Here is an 18309-nt window from a genome sequence, read left to right on the forward strand (position 1 = left end):
CTCAAATCAATCGTAGCCCGGAAGCCGCCGCACGGAAATGATACGAATGTATAAACGGTTCATGAACGTGGCGTCGATCCGGATGCGTCTCGATCGTGCTCTCAAGCATTACCGGTTATTGCTCTGTGTATCACGCCGGATTGTCCTTCAGGACGCTTCGCTATCCGAAGGCAGACTGAACTGGAAAATGGCCCCGCGCCCGGCATGGTTGGACGCCCACACCTGTCCTCCGTGGGCTTCGATGATCGAACGGCAGATCGACAATCCCATGCCCATTCCTTCGGCCTTCGTGGTGAAGAAAGCGTCGAACAGCCGATTTGCGCTTTCCGGATCGATGCCGGGGCCAGAGTCCTGCACAGCGACCACGACGTGCCCATCGTTATCCCGATGGGACTCGATCAGTAGTTCACGCGGAGCGTCGCCGATGTCAGCCATCGCCTGGATACCGTTTATGACCAGATTGATGAGCACTTGCTGAAGCTGGACCCGATCACCGAGCAACGGAGGCAACCCGGAGGCAAGCTCGAGGCGCAACGAAACGCGATGATTGAAGACTTCGCGCTGAACCAGGGCTACGATGTCATTGATCACATCGTTGAGTTCCAGCTGTGTCTTCCGCGGGGCAGCCTTCCTGGTGAGCGTGCGGATACGCCGGACAATTTCGCTCGCGCGCCTACCTTCGCCGATCATATGCTGCACACAGCCCCGCACCTCTTCCGGCTGCGGCTCCCTGTGGCCGAGCCATCGCAGGCAGGCTTCGCCACTGGTCACGATCGCGCCGAGCGGCTGGCTGACTTCGTGGGCGATGGATGCACTCAGTTCCCCAAGCGTTGTTACGCGAGTTGCATGAGCCAGTTCCACCTGTAATGATTGCAACTGTTCCTCCGCCTGTTTGGCCGCGGTTCGCCGCGCTGCGAGTTCCGCCTCGGCCTCCTTCTGTTCGGTCAGGTCGAGCACGAACGCCACGCCGTTTTCCTCCGAGCCCTCCATTAGTGCGCCGCCGACCAGAACCGGGATGCGACCGCCGTCCTTGCGGATATATTCCTTTTCGTAGGGCTGGGAACTCCCGTACCGCCGTAGTTCTTCAACCGCCCGCGCGTCGGCGGCGCGATATTCCGGAGGCGTCATGGTGGCCCATTGGACTTGGCCGGACAGCAGATCCTGTCGTGTATAGCCGACGATCCGGAGAAACGCGTCGTTCGCGTCGGTGGCGATACCGGCCACGTTCCAGAAGAACACTCCGATGATGTTCGACTCGACCAGCCGCCGGATGCGTGCTTCGCGCACGCGTAGCTCCTCCTCGGCCAGCTTGCGCTCGCTGTTCTCGCGCTGCAGGTCGGCATAGAGCAGCGCGTTCTCCAGCGAGATCGCGGCCTGCGAGGCCAGCAGTTCCAGCACGGTTACGCGTTCGGGCGGGAAAGCATGCGTGGCCAGGTTGTTCTCCAGATACAACAGCCCGATCAACGCAGAGCGCCGCATGATCGGCAGGCACAGCACCGACTTCGGTCGCCGGCGGGCGAAGTAATCGTCTGCCGCAAAGGGATTCGATTGCATCGCATCCGTCAGCAATACCCGCTCCTGGCAGCGGCGCACGTAATTGATGATGGACGCGGGCAGCACCGATTCGCTTATGGACGATGCCGGCAACGCCTGTGCGGGCCGCGCCCGGCCCAGATGCCGCCGTACCTGGATCGTCTGTTGCTCGACGCTCGCTTCGGCCGCGAGGACCAGGTCCTCGTTGCGTGCGAGCAGCAAATAGCAGGTCTGCGCTCCGGCATTTTCAAGCAGGATGTGCATCAGCGTGTCGACGAGATCCTCGAGCACGATCTGGCCAGAGATGGCCTGGGAGGCCTTGGTGACCGAGAGCAGATCCAGTTGCTCAACGTTGCCGAACGTACTGGACGTCGATGAAGCCGGCTCTTCGCGCAGTTGCGGCGTGCGCGCGTCGATCTGCCTGACCTTGCCGTCGGCGCCCCAGCGCGCAAAGCAGTCGCGCGCCTTTCGCATGTAGGCGTCGGCAATTGTCTCGAATCCACGCGTGCGGTAGAACGCGGATGCGCGCTCATAAGCGATTGCCTCGTTCTGGACGAAGTGGTACTCGCGTGCTGATCGAATGGCCTGTTCGTAAAGTCGCATGGAATCGGAGTCGCGAGCTTCGAGACGAGCAATCTCCGCGGCTATCAGGGCGGCGCGGTCAGAAAAATTCTCGGGGCAATTGCCAGCCCACATCTCGAACCGTTTATGGTGAGCGAACAGCGCCTCCAGAAGCGCGGGTCGTTGGTCAGCCGATACCGAGTCGCATTGTGCCGCGCGCGCCAGCGCGTCGTAGAAATGATATTCCGCCACCTCGAAGCAGAATGGCGACGTCCACAGCAACGGTTCAGCATTCGATGCCGCTGCGATGGCGCAAGCGTAGTCACCCGCATGGAAGCGCGCTTGCAACTTGCGGATCCAGTACCAGCAAGCCACAAGTGCCAGCCCCGGATCTGCGCCCAAATGCTGCTCGAACCGGTCTTCGTCGAACGCAGCGTCGTTGAACGAGCCGAAATCGGGCGTCAGACCGCGGAGCCCATTGATCAGCCTGAGTTGCGCAGTCATGACGTCGGCGACGAATTCGAACCGCATTTTGCGTGCGAACTCGAGGCCGCTTTCGGCTTCTCGCTGCACATCACCGAGCGGATCTCCGGCCGCTAGAAAATTGGTGATCAGGTTGTTGCCGCAATAGCCCGAAAACGTAAGGTCGCCGGTTTGGTTGGCCGTGTCAAAGGCGAGCCGCAATACGGCACGACCCGCACGTATGTGCGCCGTCCAGGGAACGATGAAGGCGCCAAAGCCTGCGTAGACGCGGGCTTTGAAGCGATCCATCCTGTACTTCTCGACGAGATCCACACCGAGCTTGCCGAACCGGAACCCGGCCCGGTAATCGCCGAATTGCGGGCCGAGGGTCATGCCGAGCATGACATAGGCGAATCCCGATCCGTCGCTGTTTCCATGCTCGAGGCTCAGGTTCGCCATGCGGCCGGCGATGAGGCAATACAGGTTCATGTCGGTGGCATGAGCGGGCGGCTGGACGGCTGTTAGCACGTCCAGAGTGGCACGACACACGGGATCGGTCATCAAAGGCAATTCGAGGAGCTGCTCGATCGAGCGGCTGCCCATCCGTTGCCACAATTGCTCGTATTCCTGCTGCACCGCCTCCTTGCTCGGGTGCGCCGACCACGTGACGCCGACAGCACGGAGATATTCGAGGCTCACTTCAACGGCGCGGTCGGCTTGTCCCGCGTTCATATAAAGGGCCATGCGCAGGCACGTGACGGCGGCTTTTTCGATGAGGTTTGCTGCGCGGTTTGAAAGTATCGAGAGTCGTTGTTCCGCCGTCGTCAGGTAGCTGTTCAGGAATTCGCATTCGGCACGCTGAAAACCGAGCGAGAACGTGAGCGCGTCGCGCCGCTCCGTGCCATCCTCTGTCACCAGTGCGTCGCCGGCAGTGAAGTAGGCCAGTGCCGCTGCGTAGGCCGTCGCTGCCTTGGCACGCATGCCAGCGGTGAGATTAAGTTCAGCTACGCGCTCGCGCTCCTCCTGCGCCGTGATTAGCGCGGTGCCTCGATTGAACTGGTTTGCCACATCGAACAGATGGTCGGCGAGCTCGTTGGCCGTCATGTTCGAGAGGAGCAGGCGGCCAATGCGCAGATGTACTTCACTGCGGCGTCCTTCGGGAATCAGTGAATAAGCCGCTTGCTGGATCCGGTCGTGCAGAAACTTACCGCTGCCGTGGGTGCGTAAGACCAATTTCTCGCGCACTGCAGGCGCAAGGTGTTGCTCAACCTCGGCTTGGCCGCTGACCAGCGCGAGAGTCCGCAGGTCGAACTTGTTGCCGAGGCAAGCGGCCAGCTGCAGCGCTTCCTGTGCCGGGGTCGGCAGTTGCCGTAACTTGCCCAACATCAGATCGACGACGTTATCGGCGAAGTCTTTCGCTTTGATCTGTTCCAGGTCCCACCGCCATGCCTGGATCTGTGCGTCACGCCGTAGCAACCCCTCCTTGTGCAGTGCATCCAGGAACTGGATAAAGAAAAACGGGTTGCTCTCGGTGCGCTCACAAATGAGATGTGTGAGCGGCTCGCAGCTCGCGGGTGGCGCATGCAGCGTGTCGGCCACCAACTGATTCAGATGCGCGCCGGACAACGGCGCGAGCTGGATGTCGACCACCGGCGTGCCACTGTGATGGATCGCATCGAGGCTTTTCATAAGCGGATGCGTCGCGCTCACTTCGTTGTCGCGATAGGCGCCGATCAGCAGCAGATAACAGGTGTCGGGGTGGGTGAGCAGGTGCTCGACGAGCGCCAGGCTGGCCGCGTCGATCCACTGCAGGTCATCCAGGAAGAGGACTAGCGGGTGTGCCTTGCTCGTGAACACGGTCACGAATTGCCGGAAGACCAGGCGGAACCGGTTTTGGGCCTCCGCCGGCGGCAGCGCCGGTACCGGCGCTTGGGTGCCGATGATCAACTCGACTTTGGGCAGCACATCGAGAATGAGTTGGCCATTGACCCCGACCGCAGCCTGCAGTTCTTGTCGCCAGCCGGCGATGCGTGCGGCACTTTCGCCCAGCAGTTGCTGCACCAACTCGCCAAACGCTTGCGTAAGGGTGGCATAGGGAATGTCGCGCTGGTACTGATCGAATTTGCCTGAAATGAAGTAGCCATGCTTCGTGACAATCGGCTTGCGTAAGGCGTCGACCAGCGACGACTTGCCGATGCCCGAGTACCCGGACACGGTGGCAAGCGCCGCCCGGCCGGTGGCCGCCATGAGTTCGAATACACCGAGGAGCGCATTCGATTCCTGATCGCGCCCGTACAGTCTGTGTGGAATCTGGAAGCGATCCGACAGATCGTCCGTGCCGAGCCGGAACGGCTCAATCCGGCCGCCGGCGCGCCATTGCGCGAGACAGCGCTCGAGATCGGATTGCACGCCGCGCATGCTTTGATACCGATCCTCCGGTAGTTTGGCCAACAGCTTCATGACGATGTCCGACACCGGTTGCGGCATCGCGGGCGCAATATCGCACGGCGGGGGCGGCATACGGGCGATATGGCAATGTGTCCATTCCAGCGGATCGCTCGCCTGGAACGGCAACTGACCGGTCAGCATGCGATAGAGCAACACGCCCATCGAATAGCAATCGGTCCGGTAATCGACCGGACGATTCATGCGGCCGGTTTGCTCGGGGGACATATACGCCCACTCGCCCATGGATACGACAACGTCCTCTGGCGAGACGATGTCTTCCTGGGTCGTCGCGAGACTGAAATCCACCAGCAGAACATGGCCAGTTTCTGGCGCGACCAGAATATTGGCCGGCCGCAGATCTCGATGGATGACGTGGGCGGCATCGATACCCGCCAATGCATCGGCCAGGTGATGGGCGATAGCGAGGCAGCGAGGCAGGTCCGGGCGCGGGCTGCGACACAACTCGGTCTCGAGCGACTCGCCTGAGAAGTCTTCCAGAATCGACACCAGGTGTCCGCGGTCATCGATCAGGGCAAGCGGCTTGGCAACGCCAGCGATGTTCAACGTGTGAAGGAGCAGGTATTCGCGCTTGAACCGAGCGGATTGGGCTGCGTCGGCGTGTTCAGGAAGTAGTTTGAGAAGCACCTGCATTCCATCCGTCAGGCGGCGGGCACGGTAGAGGGCCGAGCCCGCAGTCACGTAGATCCGATCAATGGTCTGACAATTCGCGATAATCATTGCCCCCCCTTGTCTGGCGGCGACCTGGCCCGACACCTGCACTTTGCATTCCGCTGTTGAATGGAGTCCAGGCCCCTCACGGACGTTGGCCTCATCCAAAGTGATCACGTGGTGACTGCAACGATTTACAATCAGTTTACTCGGTTGCCAATGAGGTGCAGGTGCATTGGCAAGTTGAAAATGGGTCCATGCCAGCGGGGTACGACCGCATTCCGGCTTCGCGAGGTGTCAACATGACTACTAGACCGACCCGCCAAACAACGGACAAATCCCAAGCAACTGACGGTTCCGTTATCTACGTCGTCGACGACGACGAAGGCATCCGTCGGGCCCTTGACCTGCTTTTGCGCTCCGTAGGCTTGCGCGTCGAAACGTTCGAGTCGCCGGACGAATTTCTCCGGTTTCCTCACTCCTCGGGACCGAGCTGCCTCATCCTGGACGTGCGACTGCGCGGCAAAAGCGGCATGGCTTTTCACCAGGAAATCGTCAATAGCGGTATGCGTATTCCCGTCGTATTCATGACCGGTCATGGAGACATCGAGATGGGGGTGAAGGCGATGAAGGCTGGCGCGCTCGATTTCTTTGCGAAGCCATTCAAAGACCAGGACATGCTCGACGCGGTTGCTCAAGCCTTGGCGCGAGACAGCGAACGGCTCACGGCAGAAGCCGCGTTAGCCGGTCTGCGCGCTGCCTACCAGTCTCTTTCGCCGCGCGAGAAAGAGGTGATGGCCTTTGTCTTGTCCGGTCTGATGAACAAGCAGATTGCCTCTGAGATGAACTTGAGCGAGATCACGGTCAAGGTCCACCGCGGACAAGTCATGCGAAAAATGAACGCACGCTCGATGCCAGACCTCGTGCGCAAGGCCGAGTCGCTTGGTATCAAGCCCTGTCTGCCCGACGGCCGTCATTCCTGAACGCGGATCTGCTTGCGTTTGCCGCTCAACAGGAGATTCGCTTGACGGAGCAAGCTCAGTGAAGTCTCCTTGCCGCGCTTATACATCCGTATAAGCCGGTTACGCTAATGCGGCATCGGCATATCCAACCGTAGAGTAGACTCGCCCTCCGGCTAAACCTACTCTTCTCTCATCGCGGCACGCTTGCTGTTATTGCAGCGCAAAGCCCGCGGTTCGGCCCGACGACCCCATGGCACTTTCGGATGGCCGCCCGACCGGTTCCCTTCTTAACGTGTCCAAGGAATCATCGTGTCACATGTTCTACGTAGCTGGATCCATATCGGAAGCAACTCATATGGCGAGTACACGTTCGTGCCGTGGCTCGGCAGGACCGTCTATCGCCGCACAGTCGACTTCTCCACCATATGCATCCAGTAGCCGCAAGTCGGGCGTTGTTCGACTGCTGTTTCACTCTTTGGTAAGGAGCGCAAACGATCTTGAACGCTGAACACAATACGACTTCAGACATCCTGCCAGAAAGTGAATCTTGTCATGCACCTGCTTTCCCTGCGCTGTCCTCATCCCATCATCCATCATCGCATCAGCCGGACCGACTCACTTCAGCGCCCGACGTTCGAGACCCGTGGACGACGACGCCCGCGGTCATTGACTCATTTTTTTCTCCGACAGACCCGATGCGGAATCCTGCGGACCTGTCCGGTCGCTCCCGCCTGGGTGGCGAGCCGATCATTTCGCGTGAGTCGGACGGTAGTGACGTGCGCACCTATACGGTGACGGTCGTGGAGGAACTGTCCAATTCGCTCTTCGCGTTGCGCTGGCACGACGCTACGCTTTGCAACTACGAGGAGCAAATCTGGGCCCCCTGCTTCGCTCCCGCGGCAGGGCGTTGCGCCCTGTCTGGCGAGCCTATCAGCAAGGGCGACCGGATCTACCGTCCCCGAATCCGCGGACCGTTCAAACCACTCAACAGCGATGCAGTGATTCTGGCCAGCGAGCTGTATAAGGCCAGCACACGCGCCGGAGACGCGCTGGATAGCGTAGGTTGACTCCAGCTCGCCAGTAAAGCATCGTCGGCGCGCTGGCCGTCTCAGAGCGCGCTCCACTGTTTGCACACAAGCATTTCAAATTGAAACCGGGACGCGTCTCGACGATCACGCGTAGTTCGCGATCGCTTTCGTCATCGGTGACGCAGTGCCGCAGCCCCCTCGTTCACCGGATCGCCGGAGCGAAAGCGCTGCCGGTATTCGGCGGGACTGATCTGAAGCCGGCGGCTAAACGTACGCCGAAGTGTATCCGCGCTCTCAAAGCCGCAGCGCTTCGCGATTTCGCCGATCGGGTGGCGGGTGCTTTCGAGGTAGCGGCGCGCGGCATCGATGCGCGCGTCGTTCAGGAATGCGATGAGACTGACGCCGCATTCCTTGGTGAAGATGCGGGACAGATTGCGCGGACTCATTTTGAGCCGGCGCGCAAGCGACGTGGTCGTGTGATTCAGATGAAGGTTGTCGAGCAGGTACTGCTGAATTGACTGGATCTGGGAATCGCTGGCGGCCTGGGTTTCCAACAGGGGGCTGAATTGCGATTGGCCGCCCGCGCGGCGCACATAAACGATCAGATACTTGGCGACGTCGAGCGCCATTTGCTTGCCGAAGTCCTCTTCGATCATGACCAGCGCGAGATCGATGCCGGCGGTCACGCCGGCGGTCGTATAGAGGCCGCTGTCTTTTACGTAGATCTGGTCGGGTTCGACCTTCGCCTTCGGAAACATCGAAGAAAGACGCGTGGCGTCCATCCAGTGTGTCGTGACCGTCCGGTTATCGATCATGCCGGCGGCGCCGAACGCAAAAACGCCGTTGCAGATAGCGGCGATCCGCCTCGTGCTCTTGTGCTGCTTCGCGAGCCATTCGCTGAGCGTCGAGTCTTCGAGTACTTCGAATACGCCGAGGCCGCCGGGCACGATCACCGTGTCGAAATGCGGACACGGATCGAAAATGGTCCGGTCCGGCATCACCGTGAGGCCGCTGGAAGACAGCACGCTGCCGCGCGTCGTGCCGATCGTCAGCATTTCGTATTCGCACGTCCCCTGACTGAGGATGCGGACTTCCGCAAAGGCGTCCTTGGGGCCCGCGATATCGAGCAGCTGGAAGCCGGGGAACAGCACCATTCCGACAGTGATCTTGCGCATAAGGTGTCAGTCAAAATGGAGCCGAGGCTGGCGCGACGCATGCCGCATGCGCTCGCTTAGCGGCTCGCCTCGAGTTCGTCGAAGCGCCGGGTTCGGTAAAGCACCATCGATACGAGCCAGCTCGCGGCGAAGATACCAATGATGAAGTAGCCCAGCGTGCCGAAGTTGTCGTTCAACGTACCGATAGCATCCCACAGCTTGCCTTCGAGCTTCAAGTGGTCAGAAATCAGGCCCAAGGCCTCGATCGTGCCGACCAGCAGCGCGACCGCGACCGACACCAGCGTGATCGTCATGTTGTAGTAGATCTTACGAATCGGCTTGAGATACGCCCAGCCGTAGGCGCCGAGCATCAGGTGACCGTCGAGCGTATCGACCAGCGACATCCCCGCGCTGAAGAGCGCCGGGAACACCATGACCGCCCATGGCGAAATGCCGTGCGAAACCTGCGACGCGGACATGCCGAGCAGGCTCACCTCGGTCGCGGTATCGAAACCCAGTCCGAACAGAAAGCCAAGTGGGAACATGTGCCAGCTGCGCGTGACGAGCCGGAACATCGGGCGAAAGATCCGCGCGAGAAAGCCGCGATCGGCCAGCAACATGTCGAAGTCGTCGTCGACGTAGGCGCCGCCTGCGCGTACGTGGCGCCACGCCTGGAAGATCGATTTCAGAATCAGCAGGTTCAGGAATGCGATCGCGAACAGAAAGACGGTCGATACCGACGTGCTGATCAGTCCGCCCAATTCCTTGTATTGGACGAAGCGCGTGCTCAACACGCTTGCAACCGCAGCGACCGCGAGCGAGGCGATGACGATGATGGTCGAGTGACCGAGCGAGAAGAAAAAGCCCACGGCGACAGGACGCTTTTTTTCCTGCATCAGCTTACGGGTCACGTTGTCGATCGCGGCAATGTGATCGGCATCGACCGCATGGCGCAAGCCCAGTCCATAGGCGATCAACGCGGTGCCGAGCAGGACCGGGTGGTCCCAGAACGACACGAACGCCCAGATCCACGCGGCGGCATTAGTCACCAACAGCAGGCCGTAAATGCCAAAGAGCTTGCGCTGGACCTGAGGATCGGATCCCGTGAGTACATTGGACAGTTGCTTGAGCATGATAGATATCCTGATGAAACTTCGTTACGCGATATGGCGAGCGTTCTCGAGCCCTTGTCTGAACGCCGGAAGCAAGGGCACGGCTCAGTTACTGGACGGACGCAATGCGTGCAGATTCAGCGACGCCATGTCTGTGGCCGACAGCACCCCAGCCTGCGTCACGGTTTTTTCGAGGGCGAGCAGAAAGCGCTCGTAGTAATCCCACGGCGGCTGCCCCGCGCAGTATCCGTCTTCCCATTCGGCGATCGACTCGATGAGATTCTGGCGGAAGTCTTCCCACTCGAAGTGCCCCGCCTTCGACAGCGAAAGCGCGAGCCCGAATACCTGCCGTTCCCATGGCTTGTCGAACAGCAGTTTGCCTTGCATGCGCGGCGGAGAGTCCGGATGTCCAAGCATGCTGGAGGCGGCATATTCCTCGAACCGGGTAAACATGATCAGACCGCCGGCCGCGGCGACGCAGAAGGCGAGGGCACCAGCGCCACACCCATCATCGCTTCGGGTGTCACGAGCGCGGCCAGTTCCGCTTCGCTCATGCCTTCGGTGCCGGCGGGTCGCTCCGGGATGACGAACCAGCGGATTTGGGCGCTGCTGTCCCACACCTTGACTTCCGTGTCGTCCGAAACCGGCACGCCGAACTCCTTCAGCACGGCGCGCGGTTCGCGCACGCCGCGCGCGCGGAACACCGGGTCCTTGTACCAATAGGGCGGCAGACCCAGCACGGGCCAGGGATAACAGGAGCAGAGCGTGCAGATGATGAGATTGTGAACGCCGTCGCCGTTGGCGACTGCGGCCATGTGTTCGCCTTCCGCGCCTTCCATCCCGGCCGGGAACTCCATTTCCGCAATCGCCTTCGGTGTGTCTTCGACGAGGCGTTCTCTGAACGCCGGATCGATCCACGCGCGCGCCACAATTTTCGCGCCATTGAACGGGCCAGCCATCGTTTCGAAATGGGCCAGCACGGTATCGACCGAGTCGCTGCCCAGCACCCCTTTCTCGATCAGAAGCGCTTCGAGCGCTCGTACCTTGGCCGCGCTCGCGGTCTCGCGCTCGTCGTCATATTTGAAAAGTTCGCTCATGTTAGTTCCATGCCAGATGATGGGTGTAGAGATTCAGTTCGATGCATCGAGATACGCTTCGTATAAATCAGCGTAGATCGTCGTGTTGGGTTCGCTCTTGTCCTTGCCCCAAATGTCCTCGGCCTTGAATGCAATGCGATAGACGGGCATCGGCTCGCCGATGCCGTCGGGCCCGGTCGAAACAAAGTAGGAATAGGCGCCCGGATAGACGAAGTCGATCAGACCGCGCTTGTTGCGCAGGTAGCCCGGTAAACGCGTGTGATCGACGGCGGCTGGATCAGCGATGCACACCTGGGCGCCGGGTTCGAAACGCGGCGTCCGTTTCAGTGCGTTCAGCCCCGAATCGCCTTTTGCAAGGTAGTCGTTGATCTGCGTGGCAATGGCCGGATTCGGCTGCGCAGGCAGCGGCGCATCTGGTTGGGCGCGGTAATGCGCGGTCTTTTGCGCGAGCTCGTCGGCCGATACATAACCCTGATCGATGAAGAATTGAGAAATGCCCATCAGCCACTTTTCGTAGTAGCGGTATTTGAAGTATTCGAACGGCTGCATGCCTTCGGCGCCGGTGCGCAGCGACGCCCAGGTCCACGTATTCCTGAACGTGGTAGGCAGCGTCGCCACCGGGTACTTTGGCAGCGCGTCCGACAGATGCGTGCTTTCCGCCATCATCACCGTATGAATGCCGAAAATTCGCTTCTCCCACGGCTCGACGAAAACCCGTGTCTCGACATTGACGGGTCCGAGATTTTCGAGCCCGCCAAGGCTGTGCTGTAGTTTCATGGTGTGCGGTTCCTGAAGTGTTAGGTCAGTTGAGTTGGGCCTGGGGCTTGCGGCACAGTGCTTCGCCGAACGCTTCGGAGACGATGCCGAAGACAGCGCCGGTGACGAGCGCGGCGGCGGCCGCCAACGCGGGATTCTGGATGCCGACCGTGGTAATCGCCTTACCGGTGGCGACTGTGGTGCCGACCGTCGAAGCGAAGCCCCACACGACAGCGGGCAGTACATTCAGCAGCTTCAGTTTTGACACCTGCACCATTGCCGCACTCCCGACACCGACACAGATCGCTGCGGCGAGCGGGGCCGGACCGCTATTGGCGATCGCCATTAGCGAGAGCGACGCGATGACGAGGCCGGTGAGATTCGACGCGACGCTCTGCACGAAGCCACGCGGACCGCCGCCGACCACGAAGAACGATGCCCACGCGATAAACGTGACCCATACGGGGACCGGAAACACCGTTGCCGTGACATAGGTGTCGACGACGGCGAGCACGCCGATACTGACGGTAAGCGCATCAGTCTTCTTCATTGCAGACTCCTCGAGATAAGTTGGGCTAGTGGATACAGCTGAGAAACGATTCGCGTAGTCGCGGAAAATCCAGATTGCGGCCGATGAACACGAACTTGTTCTCGCGCGGCTCGTCCTTCTGCCATGCGCGTCCGGGTTCGGCTTCCAGCAACATATGCACGCTATGGAAATGGAACTGTCGCGCTTCGGCGTGGAAGTTGAGGACGCCTTTCATCCGCATCAGTTGCTGGCCTTGCTGCTGTACGAGTTCGTTGATCCAACGGTTAAAGCGCGTGGCATCGAGGTCGCCCTTTTCGACCAGCGCGCACGATTGAATCGACGTGTCGTGTTCGTGGTCGTGAGCGCCTTCGTCGAGCAGATCGGGCTCGATCGCGAGCAGCGTGGGGAGCGAGAAGCGGCGCATACCCAGCAGAGCGTCCGCGCGGATTTGCGAACGGGTCGAGGTGATGATGGCGGCGGTTGGATTCAATGAACGGATCGTCCGTTCGACGGCGACTAGCTCGCCTTCCGTGATCAGGTCGAGCTTGTTGATCAGAATGACGTCGGCGAACGCCACCTGTTCGCGCGCAATGTCGTCATCGAGTTGTCGGCGCAGATGCAGTGCGTCGACCACAGTGACGACCGATTCGAGATCCACGGCTTCGCGCAGGTCGGGATCGGCGAGGAACGTTTGCAGGACCGGTGCCGGATCGGCGAGTCCGGATGTCTCGACGATCAGGCGCTGCATGGGCGCCGCGCCGGTCTGCGGACGCGCGAGCAGCGCTTTCACACTGCCGACGAGGTCCGCGCGCACCGTGCAGCACACGCAGCCGTTATTGATTTCGACCAGCGCCTGTTCTTCGGCGACGATCAGTTGACCGTCGATGCCGACTTCGCCGAATTCGTTGACGACCACGCCGATTGATCCCGGCGCCCGTTGCTGCAGTAGCTGATTGACGAGGGTGGTTTTACCCGCGCCGAGAAACCCGGAGATGATGGTGACGGGAAGCTTGAGCGGTGTGGGTGTGCGATTCATGAGAGAGTCCGTTGCTGATCGAGACTGACTCAATAGAGCGAGTACCAGGCCTGTCGCCGTCATCCGTCTGTGCCGGAAATCAGCTTGTCCCGAATGCACGGAAAATGTGGCGGTTTTTGTCCGAGACGGAAATTGAGGACAAAACGGGTCGCTGATGCGACATCAATACGACGCCGAGCGCTGGTGCAATGGTGGGACTCGATGCCCCGCGACGGTGCGGAATGTTTCGTAAAGATGCGCCGCGGTGGAGATGACCACCTGGAAGACTCTACTGTTGCTGTGCGCCTCGCCACGGAATCGCCGGTTCGACATCACACGTCGCGCATTGAGGTGTTTGTCGGGCAGCAAAGCCAAACTGGATTGCCAGATCAAAGCCGCTTTCGACAGATCGATTGGCCTGTCAGTCACTTATGAAACTTCGCGGCTGTCCTGTGCGACTGCGTGGTCGGTAAGGGCCGCGCGGCGCCGACGCCTGAAAGACCCTATGACTTTCCGTGAGGCAGAGGCTGGCGCGCCTCCTGCGAGGCGCTTTCGATCGTCACTTCGCCGTGCAGCATGAACGTTGCCAATTCCGGCGCGCCCGGTTGAGCATCGGTCACCAGGGTCCAGTCGCGTTCGAGTGGTGTCCAGTGCTGCTGGCTCGCGCGATCCAGTTTGTGCGACGTCACCAGCACGAAGACGTTGGCTGCCTGCCTGATGATGCATTCCTTCAGATAGGCCTGCTCGGCGGTCGCCTCGCAGAGCCCACGGCCGGCGACTACACCGTCTGCGCCAAGAAAGGCCTTGTCGACGGACAGGCGGTTCAACGCGATCTGCGCGAGCGGCCCAAGCGTGCTCATGCTCGAGGGCCGCAGGTCACCGCCGATCAGCGTGACTGGCACGTCGCTAGATGCGAGCAGGCCAATTGCCAGCAGGTTGTTGGTGACCACGCGAATGTCGCGGCGGCCGGCCAGCAGCCGGGCCATTGCAGCGGTGGTGGTGCCGCCGTCGAGAAAGATGGTGTCGCCGTCCTGGACGTGGCTCACCGCCACCTGCGCAATCGCATCCTTTTGCTCGCGGAAGCTTTCGCGCCGCAGATCGAGCGACTCCTCGGGTTCGTGAATTCCGACCGAGGCGGCCGCGCCCCCATACGTGCGCACGATGAGCCGTTCGTCGGCGAGCGCGCGCAGGTCGCGGCGCACCGTTGCTTCGGACATGCCGAAATGCTCGCACAGGGCGCCTACGTCGTTCATGCCGGACAGGACGGCCTTCAGCATTGCCTCGCGGCGGTTCGTAACTTTCATGGTGATAGAGGGTAGCGGGTCATGCGAACGGTGCGCGCAATAGAGAGGAAAGGCGCCAACGGGCGTAAGTGTAATCAAACCGGCTGCCGGAGCAACGCGCACGGGGCGGGGCGCGCTGCGCCCGCGACGTCGTTACGGCAGGCGAGTGTTTTTGGCTCAATGTGATCGATTCGATCAATTTCGGCCCGCGCTACGCCTTGACACACTTGTTTGGCGAATTTGCCGACCTTGACCGGATAACAATGACCGGATTGCGCACAGGCGTCCCGTCGCGTACACTCCGAATGATTGAATCGATCAACTTAACATGATTGTTTCGATCATTTTCAAACAGGAGACAATAATGGCTCAGCTACCTATCAAGCGCGCGATCGAACGCGTTCCGGGCGGGATGATGATCGTCCCGCTGTTGTTCGGCGCAATGATCGCCACCTTCTTGCCGGACATGCCGAAGTTCTTCGGCTCGTTCACGAACGCGTTGTTTACCGGCGCGCTGCCGATTCTCGCCGTGTTCTATGTGTGCATGGGCTCGTCGATCGATGTGAAGGCAACGCCTTATCTGCTCAAGAAGGGCGGGGCGCTGTTCGCGGCGAAGGTTGGGTCCGCGATTCTGGTGGGTGTCGTGCTGGGCCACTTTCTGGGTGAGCAGCCGGTTTCGTCCGGCCTGTTCGCGGGCATGTCGACGCTGGCGGTGGTTGCCGCGATGAACGACACGAACGGCGGCCTGTACATGGCGTTGATGGGTCAATATGGGAAGTCTGAAGACGTCGGCGCTTACACGATCATGTCGCTCGAATCCGGCCCGTTCCTGACGATGGTCACGCTCGGCGTAGCCGGGCTGTCGGCGTTTCCGTGGCAGACGCTGGTCGGCAGCATCCTCCCGCTCGCGGCCGGCATGCTGCTCGGCAATCTGGACCGTGAGATGCGCAACTTTCTCGGCCGCGCTGTGCCTGTGATGATCCCGTTCTTCGCCTTGGCGCTGGGCGCGAGCCTCGACCTGCACAAAGTATGGCAAGCCGGCTTGCTCGGCATCGGCCTCGGCGTCGCGGTGGTGATCGTGACGGGCATCCCCCTGTATTTGACCGATCGGCTGACTGGCGGCACGGGTGTCGCAGGCGTGGCGGCAGCCAACACGGCAGGCAACGGAGCGGCCGTACCGGCGCTGATTGCAGCGGCCAACCCCGTCTATGCCGAGGCCGCGAAGAGCGCGACTTTGCTGGTCGCCTCGTGCGTCGTCGTGACCGCGATCGTGTCGCCGATCCTCACTGCGGCCGTCGCAAAGCGGATTGGCAAGCAGACCGACGCCAGCCGCGCGGCTGCATTGGAGGTGAGCCAGTGAACAACAAGAGCATTCTGATCATCGCCGACGACCTGTCCGGCGCCGCCGACTGCGCGATTGCGTTTGCGGGAGCGGGGCGCAGTACGGCGGTGACGCTGAACGCGTCGCGCGCGATGGGCGCGGCGGAGGTGATCGCGGTGGATACCGACACGCGCCGCATGCCGCCGGCCGAAGCCGCGCACTGCACCTGCGCCGCGTGGCTGGCGCAGCGCGGGCCGGGACGGCGTCTGTACAAGAAAATCGATTCGACCTTGCGCGGTAACTGGGCTGCGGAAGTGGCCGCGTTGCAGCCGCTCGCGGGCCTCGCGATCGTTGCCACGGCCTTTCCCGCCACCGGGCGCACCGTGCGTGAGGGCCGCGTGTTCGTGCGCGGCGTGCCGCTCGAAAACACGGAAACGTGGAAGCTCGAACACGCCGCGCTTTCCGCCGACCTCAACGCCATGGTCGAGGCGGTCGGCTTGCGCACCGCGGCGCTGGGTGTCGACGCGCTGCGTGGCGATCCCACAGCGTTGCGCGATGCCATTGCCGCGGTGGCGAGCAGTGGCGCGCAGGCGCTCATCGTCGATGCGGAAACGGATGCGGATTTGAGAGCACTCGCGCAGGCGACGGCGTCGATGGACGAAGCCCTGTTCTGGGTCGGCTCAGGCGGTCTGGCTCGTGAGCTGGCGTCGTTGAGCGATCTCTTCGATGTTGCCCCGGAAGCAGCACAAGACGTGCCGCCGGAGCCGGTGCAGCAGAGAAGCGCGATCCTGATTCTGGTGGGCAGCCTGTCGGCCGTCTCGGAACAGCAATGCGCGATGCTGCGCGAGCGTGCGGGCATGAGCGAGCTGATCGTGCCGCCGGTCGTGCTGCGTGCGGGCGAGCCTCATCCGGAGTGGGCGGGCTGGCAAGCGCGCGTCGGCGCGCATCTGAGCGCGCACACCGACTTGCTGGTGCGAATTGGTCGCGACAATCTGTTCGATCCCGCCGAAGGCGCCCAATTGTCGGCGGCGCTCGCTTCACTCGTGGCACCGTTTTTCACGCATCTGAGCGGCTTGATCGCGACCGGCGGCGAAACCGCGCGCGCGATGCTCGGTACAGCCGGCATCGACAGCCTGCAATTGCTTTCGGAAATCGAGCCGGGCGTGGCGGTGGGCCGCCCGCACGGCAATCCGCGCCTCACCGTCGTCACCAAAGCCGGCGCCTTTGGCAGCGAGCACGCGCTGTACGGCGCCTACCTTCATCTGCGGGGCACACCGGAGTTCGCTCACAACGAGTCCGGATCGGCACACCCGAGCGGCACCACAGCACCTTCGCCGGCTCGCGAAACGAACCAACGTCATTCAGGCAAAACATCATGAGCAACTATCTTCCAGTCATCGGCATCACGATGGGCGACGCAGCCGGCGTGGGTCCGGAAATCGTCGTCAAGAGCTTGACGCACGAGTCCGTCTACCGGCAGTGCCGCCCGCTCGTCATCGGCGATGCGGCGCGCCTCGAGCAGGCCAACCGGATTGTCGGCGGCAGCACGAAAGTGCGCCGCATCGCGACGCCGGCGGATGCGCAATATGAGCAGGGCACCATCGACTGCATCGACCTCGCGCTGATTCCTGCCGACCTGCCTTTCGGCGCGCTGTCGGCGCTCGCAGGCGACGCCGCGTATCAGTACATCGCGCGCGCCGTCGAACTCGCGAAGGCCGACGAGATCGATGCGATCTGCACGGCGCCGCTGAACAAGGAAGCGTTGCACGCCGGCGGTCACAAGTATCCCGGCCACACTGAAATGCTCGCGCACCTCACGGGCATCGAGGAGGTGTCGATGATGCTGGTCGCGCCGAAACTGCGCGTGATTCACGTGACGACCCACATCGGCATTATCGATGCGATCCGCAAGATCGAACCGGGCCTCGTGCAGCGCACGCTAGAGCGAGGCCACGCGACGCTGGTGAAGGCGGGCATTGCCAATCCGCGCATCGCCGTGTGCGGCATCAACCCGCATGCCGGCGAAAACGGCCTGTTCGGTTACGGCGAGGAAGAGGAAAAAATCGTTCCGGCCGTGCAGGTCTTGCGTGAGCGCGGCTGGGACATCGAAGGCCCGCTCCCGGCCGACACGCTGTTCTTCCGTGCGGGACGCGGCGACTTCGATCTGGTGGTGGCGATGTACCACGATCAGGGCCATGGTCCGGTCAAGGTGCTCGGCCTCGAAGCCGGCGTCAACGTGACGGTCGGCCTCGATGTGATCCGTACCTCGGTCGATCACGGCACGGCGTTCGATATCGCGGGCAAAGGCATCGCTGACGAACGCAGCCTGCTCGAAGCACTGCGTCAAGGCGCCGAACTCGCGACGCGCCGCGCCTGACG

The 18309-nt window shown here is 61.6% G+C and carries 14 protein-coding genes; 5 read left to right on the top strand and 9 right to left on the bottom strand.

Going from position 1 to position 18309, the window contains the following annotated elements:
• Nucleotides 1-147: 147 nt before the first annotated feature.
• Entirely contained in the window at nucleotides 148-5742 is a 5595-nt protein-coding gene (locus PQR32_RS07455) for a trifunctional serine/threonine-protein kinase/ATP-binding protein/sensor histidine kinase (RefSeq protein ID WP_408223799.1), read from the bottom strand.
• Between the two features lie 233 nt (nucleotides 5743-5975).
• Here PQR32_RS07455 and PQR32_RS07460 point away from each other — a divergent pair, with 233 nt between their 5' ends.
• Entirely contained in the window at nucleotides 5976-6656 is a 681-nt protein-coding gene (locus PQR32_RS07460) for a response regulator transcription factor (RefSeq protein ID WP_408223802.1), read from the top strand.
• A 674-nt stretch (nucleotides 6657-7330) separates the two neighbouring features.
• Nucleotides 7331-7702 carry a DUF3331 domain-containing protein gene (locus tag PQR32_RS07465; RefSeq protein ID WP_408223805.1) on the top strand — a complete coding sequence of 124 codons (372 nt, stop codon included), beginning with the start codon at nucleotides 7331-7333 and terminating at the stop codon, nucleotides 7700-7702.
• A 131-nt stretch (nucleotides 7703-7833) separates the two neighbouring features.
• Here PQR32_RS07465 and PQR32_RS07470 read toward each other — a convergent pair whose 3' ends face one another.
• The 8 genes from PQR32_RS07470 to PQR32_RS07505 form a co-directional block, all read right to left on the bottom strand.
• A complete protein-coding gene (locus PQR32_RS07470) occupies nucleotides 7834-8838 on the bottom strand; it encodes a GlxA family transcriptional regulator (RefSeq protein ID WP_408223808.1) in 1005 nt (334 codons plus the stop codon).
• Nucleotides 8839-8894: 56 nt separating this feature from the next.
• Complete coding sequence (locus PQR32_RS07475; RefSeq protein ID WP_408223811.1) at nucleotides 8895-9950, bottom strand: HoxN/HupN/NixA family nickel/cobalt transporter; 1056 nt, start codon at nucleotides 9948-9950, stop codon at nucleotides 8895-8897.
• Nucleotides 9951-10034: 84 nt separating this feature from the next.
• The gene (locus tag PQR32_RS07480) at nucleotides 10035-10382 is read right to left on the bottom strand and encodes a nitrile hydratase accessory protein (RefSeq protein WP_408223814.1); all 348 of its coding nucleotides are present in this window, start codon (nucleotides 10380-10382) and stop codon (nucleotides 10035-10037) included.
• 2 nt (nucleotides 10383-10384) lie between these two features.
• Nucleotides 10385-11026, bottom strand: coding sequence for a nitrile hydratase subunit alpha (gene nthA / locus PQR32_RS07485; RefSeq protein ID WP_408223817.1), 642 nt, complete (start codon nucleotides 11024-11026; stop codon nucleotides 10385-10387).
• 33 nt (nucleotides 11027-11059) lie between these two features.
• Entirely contained in the window at nucleotides 11060-11803 is a 744-nt protein-coding gene (nthB, locus tag PQR32_RS07490) for a nitrile hydratase subunit beta (protein ID WP_408223820.1), read from the bottom strand.
• Between the two features lie 25 nt (nucleotides 11804-11828).
• Nucleotides 11829-12332, bottom strand: a complete 504-nt coding sequence (locus tag PQR32_RS07495; protein ID WP_408223822.1) for a DUF1097 domain-containing protein — start codon at nucleotides 12330-12332, stop codon at nucleotides 11829-11831.
• A 25-nt stretch (nucleotides 12333-12357) separates the two neighbouring features.
• Complete coding sequence (locus PQR32_RS07500; RefSeq protein ID WP_408223825.1) at nucleotides 12358-13347, bottom strand: CobW family GTP-binding protein; 990 nt, start codon at nucleotides 13345-13347, stop codon at nucleotides 12358-12360.
• A gap of 482 nt (nucleotides 13348-13829) precedes the next feature.
• Complete coding sequence (locus PQR32_RS07505) at nucleotides 13830-14630, bottom strand: DeoR/GlpR family DNA-binding transcription regulator (protein WP_408223828.1); 801 nt, start codon at nucleotides 14628-14630, stop codon at nucleotides 13830-13832.
• Nucleotides 14631-14973: 343 nt separating this feature from the next.
• On the opposite strand from PQR32_RS07505, the gene PQR32_RS07510 reads away from it, so the two are divergent.
• From PQR32_RS07510 to pdxA, 3 genes are read left to right on the top strand one after another with little or no spacing between them, the layout of a single operon-like run.
• Entirely contained in the window at nucleotides 14974-15969 is a 996-nt protein-coding gene (locus tag PQR32_RS07510; protein WP_408223831.1) for a 2-keto-3-deoxygluconate permease, read from the top strand.
• The gene (locus PQR32_RS07515; RefSeq protein ID WP_408223834.1) at nucleotides 15966-17309 is read left to right on the top strand and encodes a four-carbon acid sugar kinase family protein; all 1344 of its coding nucleotides are present in this window, start codon (nucleotides 15966-15968) and stop codon (nucleotides 17307-17309) included. Before PQR32_RS07510 ends, PQR32_RS07515 begins: the two co-directional genes overlap by 4 nt.
• A complete protein-coding gene (gene pdxA / locus PQR32_RS07520) occupies nucleotides 17306-18307 on the top strand; it encodes a 4-hydroxythreonine-4-phosphate dehydrogenase PdxA (protein ID WP_408223837.1) in 1002 nt (333 codons plus the stop codon). Before PQR32_RS07515 ends, pdxA begins: the two co-directional genes overlap by 4 nt.
• Nucleotides 18308-18309 lie beyond the last annotated feature (2 nt).

It is taken from the genome of Paraburkholderia dipogonis (assembly GCF_046027395.1).
GTDB classification, from domain to species: Bacteria; Pseudomonadota; Gammaproteobacteria; order Burkholderiales; family Burkholderiaceae; genus Paraburkholderia; species Paraburkholderia dipogonis_A.

Bases quoted from the DNA above. Each gene is read 5' to 3' on its own strand.
- PQR32_RS07455 (WP_408223799.1), bottom strand. From the start codon at position 5,742: ATGATTATCGCGAATTGTCAGACCATTGATCGGATCTACGTGACTGCG.
- PQR32_RS07460 (WP_408223802.1), top strand. From the start codon at position 5,976: ATGACTACTAGACCGACCCGCCAAACAACGGACAAATCCCAAGCAACT.
- PQR32_RS07465 (WP_408223805.1), top strand. From the start codon at position 7,331: ATGCGGAATCCTGCGGACCTGTCCGGTCGCTCCCGCCTGGGTGGCGAG.
- PQR32_RS07470 (WP_408223808.1), bottom strand. From the start codon at position 8,838: ATGCGCAAGATCACTGTCGGAATGGTGCTGTTCCCCGGCTTCCAGCTG.
- PQR32_RS07475 (WP_408223811.1), bottom strand. From the start codon at position 9,950: ATGCTCAAGCAACTGTCCAATGTACTCACGGGATCCGATCCTCAGGTC.
- PQR32_RS07480 (WP_408223814.1), bottom strand. From the start codon at position 10,382: ATGTTTACCCGGTTCGAGGAATATGCCGCCTCCAGCATGCTTGGACAT.
- nthA (WP_408223817.1), bottom strand. From the start codon at position 11,026: ATGAGCGAACTTTTCAAATATGACGACGAGCGCGAGACCGCGAGCGCG.
- nthB (WP_408223820.1), bottom strand. From the start codon at position 11,803: ATGAAACTACAGCACAGCCTTGGCGGGCTCGAAAATCTCGGACCCGTC.
- PQR32_RS07495 (WP_408223822.1), bottom strand. From the start codon at position 12,332: ATGAAGAAGACTGATGCGCTTACCGTCAGTATCGGCGTGCTCGCCGTC.
- PQR32_RS07500 (WP_408223825.1), bottom strand. From the start codon at position 13,347: ATGAATCGCACACCCACACCGCTCAAGCTTCCCGTCACCATCATCTCC.
- PQR32_RS07505 (WP_408223828.1), bottom strand. From the start codon at position 14,630: ATGAAAGTTACGAACCGCCGCGAGGCAATGCTGAAGGCCGTCCTGTCC.
- PQR32_RS07510 (WP_408223831.1), top strand. From the start codon at position 14,974: ATGGCTCAGCTACCTATCAAGCGCGCGATCGAACGCGTTCCGGGCGGG.
- pdxA (WP_408223837.1), top strand. From the start codon at position 17,306: ATGAGCAACTATCTTCCAGTCATCGGCATCACGATGGGCGACGCAGCC.